Annotated in this window: 18 protein-coding genes and 2 pseudogenes; 18 read left to right on the top strand and 2 right to left on the bottom strand. The window is 60.7% G+C overall.

Annotated elements, in window-relative coordinates:
• From YY7_RS0140800 to YY7_RS62670, 4 genes and pseudogenes are all read left to right on the top strand, one after another.
• Nucleotides 1-283 (top strand): annotated as a pseudogene (locus YY7_RS0140800) (IS5/IS1182 family transposase); the annotation flags it as partial.
• A 366-nt stretch (nucleotides 284-649) separates the two neighbouring features.
• Complete coding sequence (gene cysD / locus YY7_RS0140790) at nucleotides 650-1,549, top strand: sulfate adenylyltransferase subunit CysD (RefSeq protein ID WP_028168192.1); 900 nt, start codon at nucleotides 650-652, stop codon at nucleotides 1,547-1,549.
• On the top strand, nucleotides 1,549-3,438 hold the full coding sequence (cysN, locus tag YY7_RS0140785; RefSeq protein ID WP_028168191.1) for a sulfate adenylyltransferase subunit CysN: 1,890 nt from the start codon (nucleotides 1,549-1,551) through the stop codon (nucleotides 3,436-3,438). Before cysD ends, cysN begins: the two co-directional genes overlap by 1 nt.
• 493 nt (nucleotides 3,439-3,931) lie before the next feature.
• Nucleotides 3,932-4,804: a hypothetical protein gene (locus YY7_RS62670; RefSeq protein ID WP_210164734.1), complete on the top strand. Its 873-nt coding sequence runs from the start codon at nucleotides 3,932-3,934 to the stop codon at nucleotides 4,802-4,804.
• Between the two features lie 598 nt (nucleotides 4,805-5,402).
• Here YY7_RS62670 and YY7_RS0140775 read toward each other — a convergent pair.
• Entirely contained in the window at nucleotides 5,403-5,762 is a 360-nt protein-coding gene (locus YY7_RS0140775; protein WP_028168190.1) for a response regulator transcription factor, read from the bottom strand.
• A gap of 380 nt (nucleotides 5,763-6,142) precedes the next feature.
• Nucleotides 6,143-6,403: a hypothetical protein gene (locus YY7_RS61100; RefSeq protein ID WP_130232013.1), complete on the bottom strand. Its 261-nt coding sequence runs from the start codon at nucleotides 6,401-6,403 to the stop codon at nucleotides 6,143-6,145.
• Between the two features lie 1,184 nt (nucleotides 6,404-7,587).
• Between YY7_RS61100 and YY7_RS0140755 the strand changes: the two genes are divergently transcribed.
• From YY7_RS0140755 to YY7_RS0140685, 14 genes and pseudogenes are all read left to right on the top strand, one after another.
• Complete coding sequence (locus YY7_RS0140755) at nucleotides 7,588-8,112, top strand: RNA polymerase sigma factor (protein ID WP_028168187.1); 525 nt, start codon at nucleotides 7,588-7,590, stop codon at nucleotides 8,110-8,112.
• Between the two features lie 54 nt (nucleotides 8,113-8,166).
• Nucleotides 8,167-8,364: pseudogene (locus YY7_RS65315) on the top strand (FecR/PupR family sigma factor regulator); the annotation flags it as partial.
• 24 nt (nucleotides 8,365-8,388) lie between these two features.
• On the top strand, nucleotides 8,389-9,243 hold the full coding sequence (locus YY7_RS54475) for a FecR family protein (protein ID WP_245287585.1): 855 nt from the start codon (nucleotides 8,389-8,391) through the stop codon (nucleotides 9,241-9,243).
• A gap of 284 nt (nucleotides 9,244-9,527) precedes the next feature.
• Nucleotides 9,528-12,914 (top strand): TonB-dependent receptor domain-containing protein, encoded by a 3,387-nt coding sequence (locus YY7_RS0140745; protein WP_196237408.1) that lies wholly within the window; start codon nucleotides 9,528-9,530, stop codon nucleotides 12,912-12,914.
• A 182-nt stretch (nucleotides 12,915-13,096) separates the two neighbouring features.
• Nucleotides 13,097-13,900 carry a hypothetical protein gene (locus YY7_RS54470; RefSeq protein ID WP_051397185.1) on the top strand — a complete coding sequence of 268 codons (804 nt, stop codon included), beginning with the start codon at nucleotides 13,097-13,099 and terminating at the stop codon, nucleotides 13,898-13,900.
• Nucleotides 13,901-13,923: 23 nt separating this feature from the next.
• Nucleotides 13,924-15,735 (top strand): type I secretion system permease/ATPase, encoded by a 1,812-nt coding sequence (locus YY7_RS54465; protein ID WP_063623437.1) that lies wholly within the window; start codon nucleotides 13,924-13,926, stop codon nucleotides 15,733-15,735.
• Nucleotides 15,728-17,038 carry an HlyD family type I secretion periplasmic adaptor subunit gene (locus YY7_RS0140725; protein ID WP_028168185.1) on the top strand — a complete coding sequence of 437 codons (1,311 nt, stop codon included), beginning with the start codon at nucleotides 15,728-15,730 and terminating at the stop codon, nucleotides 17,036-17,038. The genes YY7_RS54465 and YY7_RS0140725 overlap by 8 nt, the downstream gene beginning before the upstream one ends.
• Before the next feature lie 432 nt (nucleotides 17,039-17,470).
• A complete protein-coding gene (gene exbB, locus YY7_RS0140720; RefSeq protein ID WP_035692264.1) occupies nucleotides 17,471-18,421 on the top strand; it encodes a tonB-system energizer ExbB in 951 nt (316 codons plus the stop codon).
• Nucleotides 18,422-18,426: 5 nt separating this feature from the next.
• Nucleotides 18,427-18,903: a TonB system transport protein ExbD gene (gene exbD / locus YY7_RS0140715; protein ID WP_028168183.1), complete on the top strand. Its 477-nt coding sequence runs from the start codon at nucleotides 18,427-18,429 to the stop codon at nucleotides 18,901-18,903.
• Nucleotides 18,900-19,751, top strand: a complete 852-nt coding sequence (locus YY7_RS0140710) for an energy transducer TonB (protein WP_028168182.1) — start codon at nucleotides 18,900-18,902, stop codon at nucleotides 19,749-19,751. The genes exbD and YY7_RS0140710 overlap by 4 nt, the downstream gene beginning before the upstream one ends.
• Before the next feature lie 118 nt (nucleotides 19,752-19,869).
• Nucleotides 19,870-20,598 (top strand): autoinducer binding domain-containing protein, encoded by a 729-nt coding sequence (locus tag YY7_RS0140705; protein WP_028168181.1) that lies wholly within the window; start codon nucleotides 19,870-19,872, stop codon nucleotides 20,596-20,598.
• Nucleotides 20,599-20,789: 191 nt separating this feature from the next.
• The gene (locus tag YY7_RS54460) at nucleotides 20,790-21,461 is read left to right on the top strand and encodes an acyl-homoserine-lactone synthase (protein WP_196237407.1); all 672 of its coding nucleotides are present in this window, start codon (nucleotides 20,790-20,792) and stop codon (nucleotides 21,459-21,461) included.
• 4 nt (nucleotides 21,462-21,465) lie between these two features.
• Nucleotides 21,466-21,990, top strand: a complete 525-nt coding sequence (locus tag YY7_RS0140695) for a hypothetical protein (RefSeq protein WP_130229736.1) — start codon at nucleotides 21,466-21,468, stop codon at nucleotides 21,988-21,990.
• 577 nt (nucleotides 21,991-22,567) lie between these two features.
• Nucleotides 22,568-23,539: an ArdC family protein gene (locus YY7_RS0140685; protein ID WP_028168179.1), complete on the top strand. Its 972-nt coding sequence runs from the start codon at nucleotides 22,568-22,570 to the stop codon at nucleotides 23,537-23,539.
• Nucleotides 23,540-23,561 lie beyond the last annotated feature (22 nt).

Here is a 23,561-nt window from a genome sequence, read left to right as displayed (position 1 = left end):
CGATTACAAGTTCAGGGTGTTCATCTCAGGCCAGAAGCGGCGGGTGACGCCAAAGATCAAGCGCGAGCTGCGCCGGCGCTCCGCCGTGGAGCCGGTGATCGGCCACCTCAAATCCGAGCACCGAATGGGCCGAAACTATCTCTGGCACCGCCAGGGCGACGCCACCAATGCCGTCCTCGCCGCCGCCGGCTACAACTTCCGTCGCCTCATCCGCTGGCTCGAGCTTTTGCTGCGCCAAATCCTCGTCCAGCTCATCCGCCGACTTCAGCTCCTCCCAAGCTGAAATCCGGGTTCTTCACGGTCGACCAGATAAGTGGTGATTGCCAAATGCGCTCCCTTTAGCCCTGCCCGGGCAGCGATGGTGCGATCTAGAACGAGGTGGGGTTTAAGGAACCCCGGGATCGTCACTAAACCTCTGTTTGATTGCGCAAGGCGAGGCGGGTGTCTACACCTGGGCTGGCACGACGCGGGATACGGCATGCCCGGCATGCGGTCCTGCTCGCGGCTGGCCAGGTTGTTGGACCGGATGGACAGGACATGCGCTATGGCAAGCCCGAGTTCCGCAACGATGGCTTTGTCGCCTTGGGGCGCAATTCGCTGCGTCAAAACGCCAGCTAACGACAGACATCCTGCATCAAAGAAGAACCACGTGCTGCCTAAACATCTGCATCGCCTCGAAGCTGAATCGATCGAAATCATGCGTGAGGTTGTCGCCGAGTTCAAAAGGCCGGTCATGCTCTATTCGATCGGAAAAGACTCGAGCGTCATGCTGCACGTCGCCATCAAGGCGTTCTATCCGGCAAAGTTGCCGTTCCCCCTGCTTCACGTCGACACGGGCTGGAAGTTTCGCGAGATGATCACCTTCCGCGATGAGACAGCCAAGCGCCTCGGCGTCGACTTGATCGTCCACGTGAACAAGGAAGGCATCGAGCGCGGGATCAACCCGATCGATTCCGGCTCGGCTCTTCATACGCAGGTGATGAAGACCGATGGCTTAAAGCAAGCGCTTGATCTCTATCAGTTCGATGCCGCGTTTGGTGGAGCACGACGTGACGAGGAAAAGAGCCGCGCAAAAGAACGGATATTCTCCTTCCGTTCGGCCGGACACGTGTGGGACCCACGCAACCAGCGACCGGAGCTCTGGAATCTCTTCAACACCCGAATCCGCCAGGGCGAAACCATGCGTGTGTTCGCAATGTCGAACTGGACTGAGCTCGACGTCTGGGAATACATCATGCTCGAGAAGATCCCGGTCGTCCCGCTCTATTTCGCAAAGCAAAGGCCCGTCGTCCGGCGGAGCGGCGCAATGATCATGGTCGACGACAAGCGATTACCGCTTCAGTCGAACGAGAGGCCGGAGATGCGGATGATACGTTTCCGCACGCTGGGATGCTATCCCTTGAGCGGGGCTATCGCCTCCGACGCGACCACGATCGAGGACATCGTCGCGGAAATGCAGACCGCGAGGGTATCTGAGCGCCAGGGACGCTTGATCGATACCGATGAAGCCGCTTCGATGGAGAAGAAGAAGCGGGAAGGTTACTTCTGATGGCTTCCAAAGCGACAGCCGAGCTGGTCCAGGCCGGAACGAAGGACCAACTGCGATTCATCACCTGCGGTTCGGTCGACGACGGCAAGTCGACGCTGATCGGCCGGCTGCTGCATGACACCAAGATGATTTACGAGGATCAGCTGATGGCGCTGGCACGCGACAGCGCCAAGCACGGCACCAACGGCAATGAAATCGACTTTGCGCTGGTAGTCGACGGGCTTGAGGCCGAACGGGAGCAGGGCATCACGATTGACGTGGCTTACCGCTTCTTTACCACCCGGCGCCGCTCGTTCATGGTGGCCGACACGCCCGGCCACGAGCAGTACACGCGTAATATGGCAACCGGCGCCTCGAACGCCCAGCTCGCCATCATCCTGATCGATGCCCGCAAGGGTGTGCTGGTCCAGACCAAGCGTCACTCCTTCATCTGTTCGCTGCTCGGTATTCGTCATGTCGTCCTGGCAGTGAACAAAATCGACCTCGTCAACTACAAGAAGGAGAGTTTTGACCGGATCGTCGGTGAGTATGTGGCCTTTGCTGCCGGTCTTGGCTTCACGTCGATCGTTCCGATCCCGATCTCCGCCCGGTACGGCGACAACGTCATCAACCGCTCCGGCAAGACCCAGTGGTACCAGGGGCCTTGCCTGCTCGATCATTTGGAGAGCATCGATATCCAGTCCGACACTGGAAGCCAGGCTTTCCGCTTTCCAGTCCAGTGCGTGAATCGGCCCAACCTGGACTTCCGCGGCTATGCCGGGACGGTGGCTTCCGCGAGCATCTCGGCAGGAGATGAGATCGTTGTCGCTGCGTCTGGACGGACTACACGCGTCAAGCGCATCGTCACCCAGGACGGCGATCTTCCTCGCGCTGAGGCCGGCGATGCCGTCACCATTGTCGTCGAAGATGAGATTGATATCAGCCGTGGCGATCTTCTCGCTCGTCCGGCTGAGCGGCCGGAGGTCGCCGATCAATTCGCCGCTCATCTGATCTGGATGGACAATGACCCGCTCGTTGCTGGACGCAACTACATCCTTCGCATTGGAACACAGACTGTGGCCGCCGGTCGTATTACTACAATCAAGTATCGGATCGACGTCAACACACGTGAGCACCTGGCAGCCAAGACGCTTAGCCTCAACGAGATCGGATTCTGCAATCTTGCGACCGCAACGCCCACGGCTTTCGATGCTTACGAGGTCAATCGCAAGACCGGTTCATTCATCCTCATCGACCGTTACACCCACCGCACGGTCGGCGCCGGCATGATCGCGTTTCCGCTACGGCGGGCTAGCAATATCGCGTGGCAACCGATTTCAGTGGGTAAGAGAGAGCGGGCGGCGCTCAAGGATCAAAAGCCTTGCATCATCTGGTTCACCGGCCTGTCCGGCGCGGGCAAATCGACAATTGCCAACGTCGTCGATCAGAAGTTGTTCGCAATGTCGCGCCACACGATGCTGCTGGACGGCGACAACGTGCGGCACGGATTAAATGGGGACCTCGGCTTCACCGAGGCCGACCGTGTTGAAAATATTCGGCGTGTGGGCGAACTCGCCAAGTTGATGGCCGATAGCGGTTTGATCGTGATTTGCTCATTCATCTCGCCCTACAGGTCCGAGCGAGATATGGTACGCAACCTGGTTGCTGAGGATGAGTTCATTGAAGTTTTTGTGGACACGCCAATCGAAGAATGCGCGCGGCGCGATCCCAAAGGTCTCTATGCAAAGGCGAACTCCGGCAAGATCAAGAACTTCACCGGCGTCGATGCGCCCTACGAAACGCCAATAAGACCCGAAATTCATCTCAAGACCATGGGGCAGAAGCCCGAACACCTAGCGCAAGCCGTTGTCGATCTATTGATGGCCCGCGCAATCGTCCGCGGCCGCTAGCGTTTGCCAAATTTGCCGTCCTTGCCGAAACACTCGAGCCGGTTAGCTCCCGCAACTTGCACTATAAAAGAAGGGTTCTATCGGCAGAGCTTGCCGTAAGGCCCAAAGCAACGCTTCACAGATGGTCGATATAGGGCTCCACATCCCGCCTGATTTCATACTAGCGGCAACCATCGTAGTGCCGTCGGCGTTGTCGGTGTCGAGCCTCGAATTTCGTGCTGATCGCCGGAGCGACAGCCCTGCGCGAACGCCCCTCAGCCAAATCAGGCCAACTTGCTACTCGTGATGGCATGCTTGGATGTTGCTTTTCTCAGCGATGGGGTCGCCCCCCATGTAAGCCGACCGCGAGCTCCGCTCACTAGTCCATGACCTCCTCATATCGTTTGTCGAATACCGAGAAACCAGCGGACAAGTACAAGGGCTGTCCCTACCGCAAATCCAATCCGCTGGCAGTTGATCGAGAATCGGGCGATGCTGCTGCTCGATGTTTGATTTGTGCAAACTGATCGTCGGGACAGTGATCGATCTGCTGCGGTCGCGCGCAATGCTCGAGGCGGAGATTTTGGTGCTGAGGCAGCAAATCAATGTGCTGCGGCGCGGCAATCCCAAGAGACTTCGATTTGCGTCGATTGACCGGCTGATATTGGGAGGTATCTGCCGGCTGTTTCCCAAGATGTATGATACACTTGCAATTGTCCGACCCGATACCGTGATCCGCTGGCACCGCGCCGGTTTTAGGCTGTATTGGCGCAGGAAATCGCGCCACTGTTGCGGTCGACCAACGGTATCGTTGGAGATTCGCCGTCTGATCCGCGAGATGAGCCTCGCCAATCCATTGTGGGGAGCACCGAGACTCCATGGCGAGCTTCTCAAGCTCGGCATCGATGTCGGCCAGACCAGCGTCGCCAAGTACATGGCACGGAGGAGGGGACCCCCCTCGCAGGGATGGAAGACGTTCCTTCGCAACCATGCTGACGGGATCGCGGCGATGGACCTTTTCGTGGTGCCGACGATCTCGTTCCGGTTGCTCTATGGATTGCTGATCATGGGCCATGGTCGGCGGCAGATCCTGTGGCTTGGAGTGACCGCGCACCCAACGGCCGAATGGATCGCCAATCAACTGACGGAGGCGTGTGGCTGGGAGCAAATCCCTCGTTACCTGATCCGGGACCGCGACGGCGCCTACGGAAAGATATTCCTGCGCCGGGTTCGATCCATCGGGATTCGAGACCGTCCGACGTCTCCTCGCTCACCTTGGCAAAACGCTTGTGCAGAACGGCTGATCGGTTCAATCCGCCGGAATGCATTGATCATGTCGTGGTGTTCGGAGAGCGCCATCTGCGTCACGTGCTGCTCTCGTACATGAACTATTACAACGGCACGCGCACCCATTTGTCGTTGCATAAAGACGCGCCGATTTCACGCGGCGCCGCGACAGTTGGACGCATTCTCTGTCGCCCGATTCTGGGCGGACTGCACCACCAATATGCCCGGACTTGATTTGCGGTAGGCATAGGGCAGGGGCTATGAGCTCGGGCCAGTACGGGCTTCGCCCCTTGGGGCAGGGGCGTCGGGGAAAACCTGGCGCTCGCGCTATCGTTCCTCTGCGCGCAGCGAAGTTTCTTGATCCAGTCGCCCGGAAAGGCAGGCGAGTACGACCGCAGGTCAGCGGCGCTCTTCGCTAACTACCTCTCACTGCATCCTCGCAGGACGAAAGTAAGGCGGCAGTTCGCGAAACCAAAATTTGCTTCGACGATGCAATGCTCCTTCAGCGATTGGTGCCCGCATGGGAATAACAATTGGCCATCTACCGGATACTTCAAAACTCACCTCTCGGGCCTGAAGAGATCGCGCGGCTGTCTCGAGCCTACGAACATGCCCTGCGCAGGATCGGCGTACAGGATCGCAACGACTCCTCACCGAACTGTTTGAAGAAGAGAAAGGCTTTGCCATGAGTAGAGCAGCTAACCAGGCGGTGCCCCCTTTTCCTCGCCGAGCTCCTTGATTGTCCGGACGATCTCCTCCGGATGGACGGGCTTCTTCACGATGCGGCTGCCGGGGACGGGGCGTGGTGGGGTGGGCGAGAAGCCCGTTGCGTAGATGACCGGCAGGTTCGGATCCTGCTCTCGGTAGCGTTCCGCGATCTGCCATCCATCGACTTGTCCGGGCAGCCTGACGTCGGTGACCAGCGCGACGTGGTGCTCGCACCAGGCCAGAGCCTCCTCTCCAGTGCTCGCGTGGATCACGTGATAGCCTGCCTCGCGCAGCGCTTCGACTACGAATTCGCGGATCAGAGGGTCGTCCTCGACGAGAAGTACGCTCACTGGTGGCTCACTAGGAAATGGCATCCGTCACGCAGTCGAACGGCCCAATCGGCCGGTCGTTCCCGACGGAAAGAATCGAGCCGACGTGATGCGAGTCCGTATCGGAAGGAGACCCGCACCGATTGGCGGCCCGGCTCGCCGATGGATTGCCGGACAATTCGACCGCTGTTGTTCGAATGCACGGTCGTGTCGCGATCGCCGTGGAAGACGATGGTCGGAATGGGCGTGCCGTCGCCCGGCTTTGCTTCTGGCCCGCCGCCTTGCTTCATGGCGATCAGCGCGGAGGGAGGACGCGAGAGCGGCGCGGGCCCGAGGAGGGAACTGGGGGAACTGATGCGGTCACTAACGCAAGCTGAGGGTCCCCGTGACCTTCTTCAGTCTTAACCCATCGACTGCGAGCGAACCATTATCGTGGGATTGCATGCCCAATGCAGCTCTTCGCCCGTTCGAGGAAAGCCGCGATCTTCGCCAGACAGCGCCTTGCCGACGCGCTTCGCGGGCAGCTGGCCGAACTGAAGCGGGCCGTCTCGATGTGTCACGCCGAGATCGAAGCGCAAGGCGAAGACCGAAACGGGTGATGCGTGGAAAGGCAATGCAGTGACTGAAGTTGCGGTACCGCGAAACGCTTCGGTGCTCAGCATGGAAGGCGCATGTCCGCTCCGTTATGAAGCGCATGAGGGTTTCGTCATGGACCAGGCTCACGGTCGCGATCGGCCGCAGAAAGACCCGGCGATTTCATAGTGCTCAACGCGCTGCGTGGCTCCGATCAGCGCAGGTCTGCGGCGGCGTCCTCCATGCCCTTGCAGGCTTCGCGTCAATCCGCGCGCTCGCGGTCGGTCTGTCGCTGACGCGCATAATGGTCCTGGCGCACTGGGTGACGTAGTCCCGGGATTCGCGCTTGGGGCAATTCTCGACGCCCTCCGGATTTGGACCGGCTATTCGACGAGGCGAACTGTTGGCTGCGACCTTGGCGCAGCCATCACTGTTCTCATCCCTGAGCGCAACGAAATCGCAATGAATTGGGTGAAACGACCGTGAACAAAACGGGACGGAAGCACCTGCAGCATCAAGAAAAATCAACAACTTAGAAGATGCTCACTGCGTTCGGGACGCAATGCGTGCTCAGGCTACCGCCTGAAAAAGCAATTTGAGATGGTTGCACGTCCCCGCAACCAACTGAAAGATCGGCGGTCAAATCAATCCAGCCCCGGGGGGCCAACCGTAGAATAAGCCCGGCTACGCCAGAAACGAACAGGCACAATCGTTTAGAACAGGATCAAAAATCTAGGTCTTTCAACGTTAGACGTAGCAAGAACCGGGTTCGCTCGGCTGCTGATGGCTGCGCACTGCGCCGCCACCAGTGCGGCGCGGTCATGTTCTCGACCCCGGTTGAAGTGATGCTCTCGAAACTGGAGACGATCATACCCCTGATACGACGCGGACAAGACCATCGTCGTCCATGTATCCCCGTCGATCGGTACGCAGCGGCCATTGATCATGGCGTGCGCAGTCTCTTCCGGCCGTTTTCCGTAGCTCTGAATGGAACACAGCCACCGGCCTGCGGCGGACAAGTTCAACCCTAGCTAGAGGCATTATAGATTATTGTCGTTGCGAACGAATTTCTGAGTTTCTAACTGTTTCGCGTGCAGTGGGCGCCCTGATCAATCAAGAGGTTAGCGGGCCGAAGGGGCCGCATGACCGGGTCAAGAGTCATACAACGCGTTGGCCGGCAGGGCCCGACCAGTGTCATGGCCCAAGGGCGAATGGAGGCAAGGCCGGGACCGGGACGCGGCAGGATTGTGCGTGATCGGGGGAGAAGGCTCTGATGAAGGAAGGGCTTGATCCACGCTTCGCTCTGTATCTGTCCTATCGCGCCGTTCTCATCGACTACGCCTCGTACCTGCTCGGCTCTCGCGAGGGCGCCGAGGACCTGGTCCAGGAAGCATTCATCAAATTCATCCCGACAGGTGACGGGAGAACGCCGAGCGCCCGTCCACGATCATATCTGTTCCGTATCGTGCACAATCTGGCCGTTGACGTGCTGCGGCGGAAGCGGCTGGAAAATCTGCGAAGCGCCCACAATGCGCCGGTCTGGGCCAGCTCACAGGCCGCACCCACGCCTGAGGAAACCGTTCTTTATTATGAGAACGAGCGCCGAGCCATGGACATCATCGCCGGGCTGCCGGAGAAACAGCGCATTGCGCTGGAAATGCACAGGTTCGGCGGACACTCGGTCGAAGAGGTGGCTGCCCACCTCGGAGTCTCTGTTCCGACGGTCTACCGTCTCATCCAAGCGGCCGTAGCAACGGTCACGATTCGGCTCGAACAGGACTCGGACGGCCGCGAATAGTCTTGTAAAGAAACATGTGAAGCCAGCGACTTCGTTCGGGTTGACGGCTTTGTCTTGTTCATTGGTAGACGGCGACACAGCACCGCGACAGGGAACATTGGAACGTTGGCTGCGAAACACGATACGGAGCATCAGCTGCTCGAGGAGGCGACAGGCTGGATTCTACGATTGGAAGACGCGTCCCAGGGCTCCGCAGTATTCGATGAATTCAAAGCCTGGCTTGCGGCTTGCGAGCAGAACCGGCGCGCGTGGGAGCGCGCCAACAAGACATGGACCGTGCTCGGCGCGGTCAAACCCGCCTACGATCAGAAGGTTTGGGAAGACGTCGATCCGCGCTTGAAATTGCACGTGGCGCACACCTCCGCACCCGGCTTTTCTCCACGCTCCGGGACGGTGCGCAGATCATATCGTCGACCAATCGAGATTGTTGTCGCCGCGGTTGTCGCGGCATGCGTGCTGTGGATTGCAGCTCCAGCAATCCTCATTGCCATCCACGCCGACTATCGTACCGCCGCCGGCCACACCGAACATATTCGGATGGCAGATGGCTCCGTCGTCGAGCTCGGCGGAGGCAGTGCGATCAAGGCCGATATCGGAACGACAGAGCGCCGCGTTACGCTGCTGGCAGGAGAGGTCTTCTTCGACGTCGCAACCGATACCAGGCGGCCGTTCCTCGTCGATGCGCAGGGCGTCGAAATCAAGGTGCATGGCACCGCCTTCAATATCCAGGCCTCATCGACAAGCACGAAAGTTGCGCTGCTGCGCGGCTCCATCGAAGCCACGCCCGCCGCGAAGGACGAACCATCTGCCGTTCTCAAGCCTGGCCAAATGTTCGTCGTCGATCACATGACAGGTAATGTAAGCATCGAGCCGGTATCCCTTGAGGAAATCGGATCCTGGCGTGAAGGAAAGGTCATTCTGTCCAACGTCACCGTGGAATCGGCCATCGAATTGATCCAGCGCTATTTCTCGGCCTCGATTTTGCTTCCCGACAGAAGCCTTGCGGGCCGCAAGGTGAGCGGGCTGTTCGATCTGCGCGATCCTGACCGCGCGCTCGCTGGGCTCGTCGAGCCCTTCGGCGGCAAAGTCCGTGCCCTGACCCCGTTCGTGCGGATCGTGTCGCGTCTGTAATTGGTTCGCTCGCAAATCTTATAATTCCTCCAAAACGAGCGCTACCGTGAGAATCTTGCGGCAGCTCTACGTCTTTGCGGTCGGAAGTGCATGCCTACGGAGTGGCTGCGCAATGACAAGTGAAGACGAGCGAGTTGATGCATACTGGGGGCGTAACAAATAGAATTGGATCGGTAACACAAAGTAGGTCGAAGCGCGCGACTATCCGATTGCTCCGGAGTGCTGGCGTCTGCGCGCTGTCTGCCGGGCCGGTATTGTACGCGCACCTTGCTTTCGCTCAGATCGTGCAAACGCAAGATACGACCGCTCCGGCGCGTCAGTTCAACATTCCGGCTCAGCCGCTGACGAACGCGCTCAGCCAGTTCGGCCGCCAGTCCGGACTTCAGGTCGCATTTCCCTCCGAAGCGTCGCAGGGTGTGCGATCCAACTCCGTTGTCGGTAGCTTCACGCCGCAGCAGGCGCTCGAGCGGCTTCTGCGCGGAACCGGCGTGAGCTACCGCATCACCTCGCAAGGAACGGCCGTCGTTGGCGGGCGACCCTCAGCCGACGCATCAGACGCTGCCGGCCGGCCGGCGGCCGACGGTTCTCTTGTTCTCGATCCCATCAATGTGACCGCCAATCGTTCTACGACGAACGGAGATACGCCCTATGAGACCCCCGGATCGGTTTCGCACGTCTCGCGCGAGCAACTCGATCGCCTGCCGCCGGCGTCGGCCGGCGACGTGTTCATCGATACGCCCGGCGTAATCTCGGCGGGCAATCATGTCGGCACGTCGATCAATCCCAATATCCGGGGCCTGCAAGGCATGGGCCGCGTGGGCACGACGATTGACGGTACGCGCCAGAACACGAGCTCCTATCGGGGCTATATCGGAAACCGCGACGAGACCTATGTCGATCCCGATCTGATCGGCGGTGTCGACATTTCCAAGGGACCGGGCAGCGGAGTGGGTGTTGGGAGCATCGGTGGCAACGTCAATTTCCGCACCCTCGAAGCAGGCGACATCGTCAAGGACGGCCAGACATTTGGTACGCGCGTCAAAGGCAGCCTCGTCACCAACGGGGTAGCGGAGCAGTCGCCAAGTTTCCTGTCGAACAATGCTGTCAACACGGCAGCCAATGGCCGGCCATCCTTTTTCAACGGCGACACATATTCGGGCAGTGCGGCCGTCGCCGCGATCAAGGAGAACTACGAATTCATTGTCGCCTATTCCAAGCACGTGCAAGGCAACTACTTCGCCGGAACAAAAGTCCCTGATGGAATCATATTCCGTCCTGCAAACGCGGTTACGACGACCGCAAATGCCAATTCGCTCGTAAAGCCTGGCCAGGAGGTCTTCAACACCTCCGAAAACACGGATTCGTTTCTTGCAAAAGGAAAGGTGAAGTGGGGCGACGGCCAGTCGCTTGAACTCGGCTATCTCTCCTACAACTCCCATTACGGTGAGATTGATGAGCTGAGCTATCAGGCTGCGATAGTGTCGGGAATTTTACCCTACGGACAATTCCCGCTGTCCGAGACCCGTGTCGATACTTACACGGCCAAATATAAGTATGAGCCGTCGGACAGTCCGTATGTGAAAATGCGGGCCAACCTCTGGCTGACCGATCTTGCGTCGCAACGCCATGGCGTGCTTCCTGGTCCCTACGGCGACACTACGCTCGGCGGAGATGTCGGCAACACCTCCGTGTTCACCACGCCGCTCGGTCAGCTCACCTGGGACAACGGCGTTGAATTCACGCGTGAGCGCGCTACGGCCGAGCAGTTTCCGAGTTCGGTGTCGGGGTCGGAGGGCTGGGAAACCTACGGCCCTTCGGGCGTGCGACTGATGACGGGGACATTCAGCAACGCAAGCCTCAGGCCGATCGACTGGCTGACGCTCTCCGCAGGGCTGCGCTATGACCATTACAATTCCAGCGGCGAAGGATACCTCACCAAGTTTCCTGATCGGTCAGGCGGGCGTGTTAGTCCCAATGCCGCTGTCGTTATATCGCCCATGGAGGGAATCCAGTTCTACGGCCAGTACAAGGAAGGCTACCGCCCTCCGAGCCTCCGTGAAACGCACTGGCATTATCAGGGACTGCTCTGGAATAATCCGGATTTGCAGCCCGAGATCGCCAAGGATTACGAAGCCGGCCTGAATATCCTGCGTAACAACGTTCTCCAATCCGGCGACAAGCTTCGCGTCAAGCTCGCCTATTTCGACAATCACTATGATGACTATATCGTCCGCTACCAGACCGGAAGTGGATCAACCGGGTCGGCTGCGGACCATAAATACGTATGGTACAATATCAACGGCGCCAACTTCCGCGGCTTCGAAATATCCGGAAACTATGACTCGGGCGCGTTTTTCCTCGAGGGCGCCTTCACCAAATACACCAAGATTGAATATTGCGAGACAGCAGGAAGCTGCGCGCCGCCGACGTCACAGTTTGATTTGGCGAGCCCGACGGGCGCACTGAAAAACGATTACGCTGCGAATTATGTCCCGCCGAATTATGCCGGCAGCGTGACGGCCGGCATCCGGTTGTTCGATCAGAAGCTGACGTTGGGCGGACGGGTCCAGTTCTCATCGGCACGCTCGGGCAGCGTCTGGCCGCCAACCAGCGGCGATACATTCACTTGGCCCTCATATCAGGTGTATGACCTGTTCGGCATCTACAAGATCGATGACGACTCGACGATCAATTTCAGCATCGAGAATCTAACGGACCAATATTACTTCGGCGCGCTCACCTCGATCGCCGTCCCGTCGCCCGGCCGAACCGCCCGGATCAGCTACACGACGACGCTGAACGAAACGACGCCTCTCGTTCGTCATCTTCCTAACGCGAGACTCGGAAATGCCTCGGACGGCGCTCCGGGGAGCGACTGGACCGGTCTTTATCTCGGCGGCCACCTCGGTTACGGCCTGGCCCGCACCAAGGGAGTCACGACGGCCGGCGATGGAACGCCCGGAGCTATCCCGGCGACGGAGTCGGCTGACCTGAGCTTCCGCGATCTGACGAGAGGCTTGCAGGGCGGGTTCAATTATCAGTTCTCGAACCGCGTGGTGATCGGTATCGAGGGAGATTATTCCTGGACCAAGTTCCGGAAGACGCAGGACGCCATTGCAACGGAAGCCCCCAAGCTCACGACAGGCAGCTTCCTGCAGGCCAAGACCGACTACCAGTTCGACTGGACGGCGTCGCTGCGCGCCCGCGTCGGCTACGCTTTCGATCGCGTGCTTGTTTATGCGATGGGCGGTCTGACGTTCCTGAACGAAAGCGAAGTTCGCAGTCAGTATCGGGCCGTCAGTGGAAGCGTGCCTAGCACTCAACTCAACTTTCGCGAAGAGGCCTCAGGGACACGTAGCGGATGGACGTTCGGCGGGGGATTCGAATATGCGCTGACCAATAACTGGTCTCTTAGAGGAGAGTATTCTTACGATCATTTCGGAGATAGGGAGTTTCTCTTCCCGAATGCGACCGCCGGCGTGACGCTGCCGTACGCGGTACAGACCCAAATCTGCGCTGTTTACTTTCCTCCGTCCCGCGGCGGCGGATGTCGCCTCTATCGCACCCAGACAGTCACAGTTCCTGGCTCGTCCCAGACGACGAACGGTCGCAGGGCGGAAAACGATCTTGATTTTCATGCGATCAAGATCGGCGTGAACTATCGCTTCTAATTCAAGGGGGGCGGCACTTTCACCGCGAGATCGACGCGCGTTACGACAAGTCCGAGGCGGATGCCTATTCCGCGCCGGCCCGGACGGCGACTGCATCGCTAGAGTCCAAGTTTCCCCACCTCTCGACGTGGGGTCCGAGGTTCGTCAGCAAGACGAACGTTTGAGCAAGAGAAGAGGTAAAGATGACTTCCACCATCAACCTTACATCGGCCAGCAGCGATCTTTTGGGATATCTTACCGGTGCCTGGGAAAACGACTTCAACTACAATGACAACGGTGCTTTCTATCCGACCTCCTCACCCTACTCGGAATGGGCGGCGGGCAATAGCGGGGTTTCGGGCGACTCCGGAGTGATCCTGCATGGCTCGGGATTCACCTACTCGCCTCCCGGCGGATTCAGCGGCACCATCACCGAACTGGACTTTGGCCACGGTCTTACTGGCAGCAGCAGTTCTGGTTTCGGATTGACCACGCCCGAACTTTCGATCGAACTCGGCGGCTCCGGCGGCACGAGCCCGGATACGACGTTCAATCAGGCAATCTACGTGCTCTCCCATGGCGGCAGTGTTTATGGCCAAACCGAGTTCGGTCAGCCCTTTGCCGGGCTAGTCGATTATCTCGGCGAGACGGGCACCACCCAGAACGGCACCTCCGGCGACGACTACCTGTACAGCTTCTATGGAAACGACGCGCTCTCCGGAAACGGCGGAAGCTCGGACTTCGACACGTTCAAGTGGGATCATAGCCTCTACGATTCCAGCCACGGTTTCGGAAACGACACGATCACTGACTTCGTTCAGGGCAACGATCTCATCGATTTCAAGAACTATGGCTGGTCCGACTACAGCCAGTTCATCAGCGACAGCCATGTGAACGTCGCAGGTAACACCATCACCTACACCGATCCGACCAACGCGAGCCTGCACAGCACGGTCACGGTCGACGGCGTCTCGAGCCTGTCCGCGTCCGACTTCGCCTTCGTCTGATGGCACCACGAGCGCCACGAACAATGAAGCGGACACCGCCGCAGCCGTTGGCTGCGGCGGCTGTTTCCCGTTTCAAACAAGGCGCCGTCGCGCTGGCGCTGGTCAGCGGGGTCATCAACATCCTCGGCCTGACCGCACCGCTTTTCATGCTCCAGGTTTACGACCGCGTGCTGGCAAGCCGCAGCATTCCGACCCTGCTGGGGTTCTCCGTGCTGGCGATGATCGCCTATGGTTTTCAATTGCTTCTCGAAATCATTCGGTCGCGCGTGCTGCTGCGCGCCGGTGAATTTTTCGATCATGAGCTTTCCCGCCGTGTCCATGAGGCAGTTGTGCGGCTTGCTTTGCAGACACGCGCACCGGGTGATGGTCTCCAGGCCCTGCGCGACCTCGACAACATTCGCAGCTTTCTGTCCGGCCAGGGGCCCGCCGCCTTTTTCGATCTGCCATGGGCGCCGCTCTATCTAGCCATCTGCTTCGGCCTCCACGTATGGATCGGCCTCACCGCGCTGGCGGGGGCCGCCATTCTGACGGCCCTGACCATCCTCACCCACAAGTTGTCGTCGGCTCCGGTCCGGGAGACGATCAAATACGGCATGGAACGCAACGCGATCCTGGACGGGTCGCGCCGCAATGCGGAGGTAATCCGTGCATTAGGGCTCGGTGAACGAAGTGCAGACCGATGGATCGCGGTCAACAGGAAGTATCTGGCCGCGAACAGAAGGGCGGGAGACGTTGGCAACGCGCTCGGCGGCACCGCGCGCGTGTTTCGGATCATGTTGCAATCGGCGGTCCTTGGCGTCGGTGGGTATCTCGTCACTCAACAAAGTGCCACGGGCGGCGTCATGGTCGCCAGTTCCGTCATCTTGGGGCGCGCCCTCGCGCCTGTCGATCTCGCGGTCGCCACGTGGCGGTCCCTTTTGATCGCTCGGCAAAGTTGGGCGCGCCTGCGGGATCTCTTGTCGTTCGTCGCACCTCAAGCAAACATGACCCCGCTGCCGAAGCCGAAGGCGAATCTCACCGCTGAGAGGGTCGGCATCGTGGCGCCGGGCCATAGAAAACCAACGGTCGTCGAGGTCAATTTCGGTATTCACGCCGGCAGCGCGCTCGGTATCATCGGTCCCAGCGGCAGTGGAAAATCGACCCTGACCCGCGTTCTCGTCGGGGTCTGGCATCCCGCCCATGGCACGGTGCGCCTTGACGGCGCCTCGCTCGAGCAATGGGACAACGAAAGTCTTGGCCGCCACATCGGCTACCTGCCGCAGGATGTCGAGCTGTTCGACGGGACAATCGCCGAGAACATCGCGCGTCTCGATCCCTCTGCGGATCCCGACCATGTCGTGAAGGCGGCGAAGGCGGCTGGCGTCCATGACCTCATTCTTCGTTTCGACAACGGATATGACACGCCAATCGGCGAGGGGGGATCGGCCCTTTCTGCGGGACAGCGTCAACGCATTGGTCTCGCACGGGCGCTTTATGGCGATCCGTTCCTCGTCGTTCTCGATGAGCCAAATTCCAATCTCGACACCGAAGGAGAGGGCACTGTCATTCAGGCGATCGCCGCCGTGCGTGCGCGCAAAGGAATAGCAATCGTCGTCGCACACCGGCCGAGTGTGCTCGGCATTGTCGATCTTGTTCTGATGATGGAGAACGGTCGCGCAAGAGCTTTCGGCCCGCGCGATGAGATCCTGCCGCGGATGATGAGGCCGACTTCTGTCCAGCCTGGGTTGAAAAGCTCACCCGCTGATCAGAGGGGGACACATTCGCTCGGACCGCTTCGAGTCGTAGCGGCGCCCGACGACACGTCTCCGGTCCCAACAGAGGAAGGCGATGTCTAACGCTGATGCTGTCGCCGTGGTCCGCTCCATCCGGCACCACCTCATTTTCGGCGTTTTCGCTGTGCTTGCATTCACCGCGTGCATCGGCGGATGGTCGGCGGCTACAGAATTGGCTGGCGCCGTAGTCGCCGACGGCACCTTCGTCGTCGAGTCCTATGTGAAAATGGTCCAACATCCGACCGGTGGTGTGGTCGGCGAATTGTTGGTTCGCGAGAGTCAGCTGGTCAAAGCAGGCGATGTGCTGATCCGCCTCGACGCCACCCAGGTTCGTGCAAACCTGGCCATCGTCAGCAAGCGCCTCAACGAACTGGCCGCCCGCGAGGCTCGGCTTGAGGCCGAGCGCGACGACAAGGACACGATCACGTTTCCGCCCCTTCTCACGGAGCATGCGAACGACCGCGAAGTGGCGCGCGCGATGCAGAGCGAACAGAATCTGTTTCGGTCACGGCACGACACGCGGATTAGCAAGAAGGCCCAGCTTGGGGAGCGTATCAAGGAATACGAGCACCAAATTTCCGGTCTGAAAGACCAGCAGGAAGCATTTGAGCATGGAATACGAGTTCGCGAGCGGGAGTTGGTGGATCTGCGCGACCTGCTGGCAAAAGGCGTCACGTCCGTCCAGCGGCTTAATGAACTGGAACGTGACAAGGCGACACTCGACGCTTATCGCGGCCAGGTCGTCGCGGGGCAGGCGCAGGCGGCGGGCAGTATCGCCGAAGCAAGATTGCAGAGTTTGCAGGTCGATCAAGACTTGAAGACCGAGGTCACCGGCGACCTGCGCGATACGCAGGCGCAGATTGGTGAATTTTCCGAACGCAGGATTGCCGCTGAGGATCAGTTGCGGCGCATCGACATGATCTCGCCCCAGGATGGCTGGGTGCACAACCTGTCGGTTCACACTGTCGGCGGGGTCATCGCTCCACGTGAAACAGTGATGGAGATCGTTCCCGACGAAGACCGCCTGACGCTGGAGGCGCATATCTCGCCAAAGGACATCCACGACGTCCATCTCGGGCAGGATGCAATCCTGCGCCTGACCGCCTTCAACCTGCGCACGACGCCGGAGCTCGACGGGACAGTGAGCCGTGTCGCTGCGGACCTCACGCAGGACCAACGTACGGGCACATCCTTCTATGTCATCAGGATCGCCGTTCCGCCGGAACAGTTCGCTCGTATTGGCGAACGGAAGCTCGTTCCGGGAATGCCCGCCGAGGCCTTCATCCAGACCGGCGAACGCACCGCGCTTTCCTATCTTGTGAAACCGCTTTCGGATCAGATCCACCGTGCCTTCAGGGAAGAATAGCAAGGATGGCCACGATCGAAATCGAAAAGCCTCCTGCAACGCGCCGCGCCAAACGCCTAAAAGCCGCAACGAAGCGCTGGGGTGAGTCATGACGACAACACTTTCTGAACTGGTGTTCAGCGCCTTGTTCTTGATGTTCGTGAACACTTGCACGGTCTTCGCATTTCTATCCGAAGGACAATGTCGTCGGACCATGCGGGCCATCGTTGCGCTGTTCGACAGACGCATCCTCCGGAGCTTTCGTCCTGACGAGAATGGGCGGATTGCCAGCCAACGGGGACGGATCGTTTCAGTGCGGAGCCGACCGGTGGCGCGCATCGCCTCGTGAGCGGGTCGATGGCGCACAACCAAAGCGCGATCGCGGCGAGGATGCGAATGGGCCAACGACCCGCGTTACGGGCATCGATTGATGGACGATTGGAAGGACGTGGCATGATACTATTGCCGAGGCGAGAATGGACGATCACGCCGTTGCTGCTGCTCGTCGTGTTGACCATGGCAATGTCCTGCGGGATGGCCCAACAGCCGGCTGCGCCGCCCGACACCAGCATTGCTGCGCCGTCGGCAGAGTCGATGAAGACGGTCAAGCCGTCTCCCGCCGAGACCACGCCAAGCGACCGTTCCGTGGCATCACGTGGCCCGGATTCGGAGCGCCGGGCCGGCCTGCCGCATGATTTGTCGCCCTGGGGCATGTTCATGGCGGCCGACTGGGTGGTGAAGGCGGTGATGATCGGCCTTGCCTTCGCCTCGCTCGCGACCTGGACTGTGGCTCTCGCCAAGACTGTCGAGGTTGTCTGTGCCCGCGCTAGAGCGACGCGGACAACTCAGGTCATTGCGTCATCGGAGAGCCTTGCAGACGCTGATCGCGTTCTTGCAAACCGGGGTGGGCCCACCGTGTTCATGGTGCGGTCCGCCGGCGAGGAACTGCGTCGGTCGTCCCGGATCCTCCTTCACGCCGGGGACGCCGGCGTGAAGGAGCGCGTCGCGTCGCGTCTCGCCCGCATCGAGGCCCAGGCTGGCCGCCGGCTGACCCGCGGCACCGGGCTGGTCGCCACCATTGGTGCAACCGCGCCCTTCGTCGGCCTGTTCGGCACGGTATGGGGGATCATGAACGCCTTCATCGGCATCTCGCAGACGCAGACCACCAATCTCGCGGTGGTGGCGCCCGGCATCGCCGAGGCGCTGCTCACGACCGCCGTCGGTCTCGTCGCCGCTGTTCCGGCGGTGGTCATCTATAATGTGTTCGCGCGCGCGGTCACCGGCTATCGGCAGGGTCTCGCCGATGCGGCCGCCGAGGTCGAACGGCTCGTCAGCCTCGATCTGGACTTGCGCAAGATGCCCGGCCCCCGCCAGCCTTCGACCTCCGCCGTGGCCGCGGAGTAGGCGTTATGGCCGGCGGCATCCGCGATCGCTTCAAGGACGATCTCGAGGACAACCATGAGATCAACGTCACGCCGTTCATCGACGTGATGCTGGTGCTCTTGATCATCTTCATGGTCGCGGCGCCGCTCGCGACCGTCGATGTTCATGTCGATCTGCCGGCCTCGACCGCGCCGCCGGCGCCGCCTCCCGACAAGCCGGTTTACCTGACGTTGAAGCAGGACCTCACGCTCAATCTCGGCAACGACCCGGTGCCACGGGAGAGACTGCAAGCGGCGATCGAATCGTTCACTGGAGGCAACAAGGATGCGCGCGTCTTCCTGCGCGCTGGCAGGACCGTCGACTATCAACATCTCATGGAGGTGATGAACCTGCTGCGCGAGGCGAGCTATCTGAAGGTCGCGCTGGTCGGCCTCGAAGCGGCGTCAGCAAGCAAGAGCGAACCCGATGAGGCCCGCCCATCACCTGCGGTGGCTGCGCCATGAACGACTTCAATGGCTCGATCACGCGCCGGGCCAAGGTGAGCGAAGCCCTGCTGTGGCTGGCTGCGGGCCTCGTTACGGTCGGCGTCCATGCCGGAGCCGTGGCCTGGCTGCTGCGCGGGAAGGTGGTCGTGGCTGCAGACAATTCACCGCCGGCCGCGATCATGATCGAGCTCGCGGCCGCGCCGGAAGCAATCCAGGCTGCGCGGAACGAGATCACGCCGGACCAGAAATTGGCAGAAGAAAGCGTGCGGCGGAAGGAGCAGAGAGGCGAAGAACGGCCGCCTGAGCAGACGGCCGAACCGGCCACCAGGCCGGTCCGGCCGGCCGAACACCAGGAGATCAAGGAGAAGACCGTCGTGCTGGATAAAGCGGAGGTCCAGCTTCCGACGGAGCAGCCGAAGCCGAAGCCGAAGCAGGAAACCAAGAAGCAAAAACCGAAGGAGAACAAGCCGCCTCTTCGCAAGCAGCAAGCCGCTGCCGAATCGAAGGTCGCCTGGCAGGCGCACGTGGAGGCTCGGCAATCGGACCGCATTGCCGCCGCGCAGACCGCCTCGGGACTGTCGTCAATGTCGCCCGCCAATTGGCAGTCGCTGCTGATGGCTCATCTTGAGCGCCGCAAGCGCTATCCGTCGGACGCAAGAGAGCGCGGCGCGCGCGGGATCGCCTATGTGCGCTTCACGATCGACGGCGCCGGCAAGGTGCTGTCGGCAAGCCTGGTGCGATCGTCCGGATTCGCAGAACTCGATCAGGAGGTGGTGGCGCTGGTGCACCGGGCCTCGCCCGTTCCGGCGCCACCGCCGGGCGTCAGCCGGACGATCACCGTGCCGGTGAACTTCAACGTCAATTAGCGCGCTTCAAGGCGCCAGAGGATCGACAAAGCTACTGTCCTGATTTTCGCTCGAACCCCGCCCTGGCGAAAGGAGGGCGTGAAAGCAAGGAACACCGTTCTGGACGGTGGATTCAAACATGAGCCGGCCCGAACACCTGTTTCAAGAGTTTATCGACGCCCTGCAAACGGCGAGGGATGATCGCGAATTCGAACGGTTGGCAGCACGGTCGGCGCACGGCCTCGGCTTTCGATGGTTTGCGTATTTGAGCATGACCGAGAACGCGCCGAAGTTGATCTCCTCTTATCCGAGATCCTGGACCGACCGTTACTTCCGTCTGAACTATCAGCGCCTTGATCCGGTCATTCACCGCGCCCGCCATGAACACAGCCTGTTCGGCTGGACCACGCAGGGACCAATCCGCCTGCGCAGCAACGAGCAGCGACGGTTCTTCGTCGAGGCCGCGACCTTCGGCATCAAGTCCGGCATCACCATCCCGATCAGAAGCGGTTTCGGGCGAACCGCCGCATTCACCTTGGCAACCGACGATCCTAACTTGCAGCTCGACCGGTTGCTCGCTAGCTCAGGCGACATCCTGCAACTGATCGGCCTCTACTTCCATACCCATGTTTCCAAGCCGCCAGTCGCAACAGACGACGCCGGCAGCGGTGAGGCCATTCTCAGCCAGCGGGAGCGGCAGTGTCTGTCATGGGCCGCGCGCGGCAAGACGTTGGCCGAGACCGCAGTCCTGGTTGGCGTTACGCCTCGCACCATCGCGTTTCACGTGGAGAACGCCCGGCGCAAGCTCGGCGCGGTATCGATTGCGCATTGTGTCGCACTGGCGCTCCGTCGCGGCCTTCTGTCCTAGCGCCGCGGGCGCCGACCTTTCCGGATACGGCTCAGCTCAAAAAAGCGTATTCACTTCGTCTGGAAACGCTTCTGCTTGCTTGCTAACGGTTGCTCAAGCTTCCTGACCTTGGCAGGTGACCTGTCAAATAGCACAGGCGCTCGACGGCGCGCGTTCTGCTCTGCTGCGCTCTCGCTTAAAGGGAGCTCGCCATGCGCGTCATTGTTCTCGATCATCGTCAGGCCGGACAGCATCTCCATTTGCTTGCCGAGATGTTTCGGCTGCGCCGCCGCGTCTTCAAGGATCGTCTTGGCTGGACCGTCTCCGTGTCGGGAGATTTTGAAATCGACATATATGACACCCTGGATCCGACGTATCTTCTGGCTATCTCGGAGCAGGGGACGGTCTTGGGCTGTGTGCGGCTTCTGCCCACCACCGGCCCGAACATGCTGTCGGATACCTTTGCGGTCTTGCTCGGTTGCAAGGACGCACCACGAAGCGAGCACGTCCTGGAGAGCTCGAGATTCTGCGTCGACACCGAGCGTGCGCCTCAGATCGGCCATGCGGGTGTCAATCGAGCGACCTTCGCCCTGTTCGCTGCGATGTTGGAGACCATGCGAGCAAGGGGCGCTCGGTCAATCGTAACCGTCACTGACACCAGGATGGAGCGCATCCTCAGGCGCGCCGGGTGGCCGCTTGAAAGATTGGCTCCGCCGCAGGTACTTGGTCAAACCACCGCGCTGGCCGGACTGCTGCACGATTCCGATCGGGTGCTTGAGGCGATGTACCATCACGCCGGTCTTGACGGTGCCGTTGTTGTGCTTCCCGGTGCAGGGGCGACGGCCGGCCTGGTCAGTCTCGAGTTCACGGCTCAAACAGGATGAACCGATGTTGGCCGATCCTCACCATAGCTGCATTGTTCTGTTGAACCCGACGCGTGGCAGAACGGATGCGCTTGCCGCGCTGCGCAGCGGAAGTCTGTTCCTGCTTCCGGTCTGTCACGAGTTCTTTGCCGTGCCTCAGTTCGCGGTCGGCGCGTATGAACGGGACGCGCTTCCGGATCAGATCACCGCTTCACTTGAGCATGTTGATCTGGACGCTCTGACCTTGTGGCGAGATCATCGATTTGCAGAGCGTCTTGCCCGCGCCGATGTCAGTGTCATTTTCCTGGGCGGAGGATTTCTGGAGGAAGAGGTCCTCATTGCGGCGCTGGAGGGGGCACGACAGGGTTACGATATCCGGCTGCTCGCAGACCTGGCGGTGGCGCGCCTGGAAGCCGACCGTGCGCTGGTTCTCGATCGGCTCGCCCACCATGGAATCGTCGCGACCACAATCCGGCAGGCCTTGTTGGAATGGGCGGTGTCGCTGGACGATCCGGCCGTGAGCCGAAAAATTCAAGGCTTGCTTTCGTAGCAGGCGCCTCCCGCAAGCTCCCGCTTGCGGGCCGGGCTCTCGTGAACCGAGCCCGTCTTGCGGTCTCGGCCTTCGGCTTCAATCCCTGGCGCAGCCGCCGCACTGCGATCCTCATTGGCCGCACGCGCCTTTGTGAAAAAAGGGTGTCAAAAGCACAATCTTGAGAAGTGGAAACCGGTCGCGACAAACGCAAAGCGTTTGCATCGGAAGGTCACCTCAAACAAACAGATCGGATCGATCCGATTCCGTCCAATCGGATGGTCAAGCGCGTCGTGGATGCGCCGGCCACGGCGAACAAGCAGACCTGATGGAGCCGGCCGCCGGCGGCCGGCACATTTTGATCTGGCCCGCGGCGGCGGGGTGGGCGGCGCTCCCGTATAGCCCCGAACCGGCAGGCCGCAACCACGCCCCGCCAAAGCCGCTCATGACGATCATTTGCGTTGGCCGCGGTCCTCCGCATCCGCTCCGGCCGTTCCGGTGCTGCCTGCCTCTGCTGTTCGGGGCTGTCCGGTCGCTCTTCGCCGCCCACCCCGCCTTCCGGGGGCCGGGCGTGGAAGAGGAGCGAGCGGAGATCGTCATGTCCAAAACGTCAGCGCAACGCCGTGCCACAACGACGAAACAAAGCCTCTATCAAGAAATCACCTCTCGGATCATCGCCGAGCTTGAGGCGGGCGTCTTCCCATGGGCGCGGCCGTGGGGCACCGGTGGCGGCAGCCAGGCGTTCGCGCTGCCGCGAAACGCCGCGACAGGCACGAGGTACTCCGGCATCAATATCCTGATCCTGTGGGGCAGGCTGTTCGAGGCCGGCTTTACCTCGCAGCGCTGGCTCACCTTTCGCCAGGCAACAACGCTCGGCGGAAGCGTCCGCAAAGGCCAGCACGGCGTCACCGTTTGCTACGCCGACCGCTTTGTCCCGAAGCGGAACCGGCGAGCGGCCGAGCAGGCAAGATCCGAGAGCACGGAAGCGGACGAGGAACAGGCCGCCGTTCCGTTCCTGCGCCGCTATACGGTTTTCAACGTCGACCAATGCGACGGCCTGCCCGACCACTGCTTTGCGCACACACCCGCGCTGCCGGATCGCGAGATCGTGCCGCAGGCCGAGGCGCTGGCGGCGGCAACCCGCGCCACGATCCGCATCGGCGGCACCAAAGCCTTCTACGATCGCGCAAACGACAACGTCCAGATTCCACCGCAGCCCGCCTTCTTCGAGCAGATCAACTATTACCGGACGCTGTTTCATGAGCTCGGCCATTGGACCGGCCATGCCAGCCGCCTCAACCGTGATCTGTCCGGCGCGTTCGGGTCAAGGCTCTATGCCAATGAAGAGCTGGTCGCAGAACTGACGGCTGCCTTCGTCTGCGCTGCGCTGTCGATCAAGCCGACCGTGCGGCATGCCGACTATCTCGGCGCCTGGCTAAACGTCCTTCGCGAGGACAGCCGCGCCGTCTTCCGCGCCGCGAGCAAAGCCTCCAAAGCCGCCGACTTCCTGCTGGCGTTCGGCGCGGGCGGCTCCGCCGCGCAAGCAGCCCAAGGTGATGACGCGTCGTGATGGGTCTATCGGCGAGACCGGC

This window comes from Bradyrhizobium elkanii WSM2783, assembly GCF_000472865.1.
GTDB lineage: Bacteria > Pseudomonadota > Alphaproteobacteria > Rhizobiales > Xanthobacteraceae > Bradyrhizobium > Bradyrhizobium elkanii_A.
The sequence above is the reverse complement of the archived record's forward strand: the minus strand, read 5'-3'. Positions and strand labels throughout refer to the sequence as shown.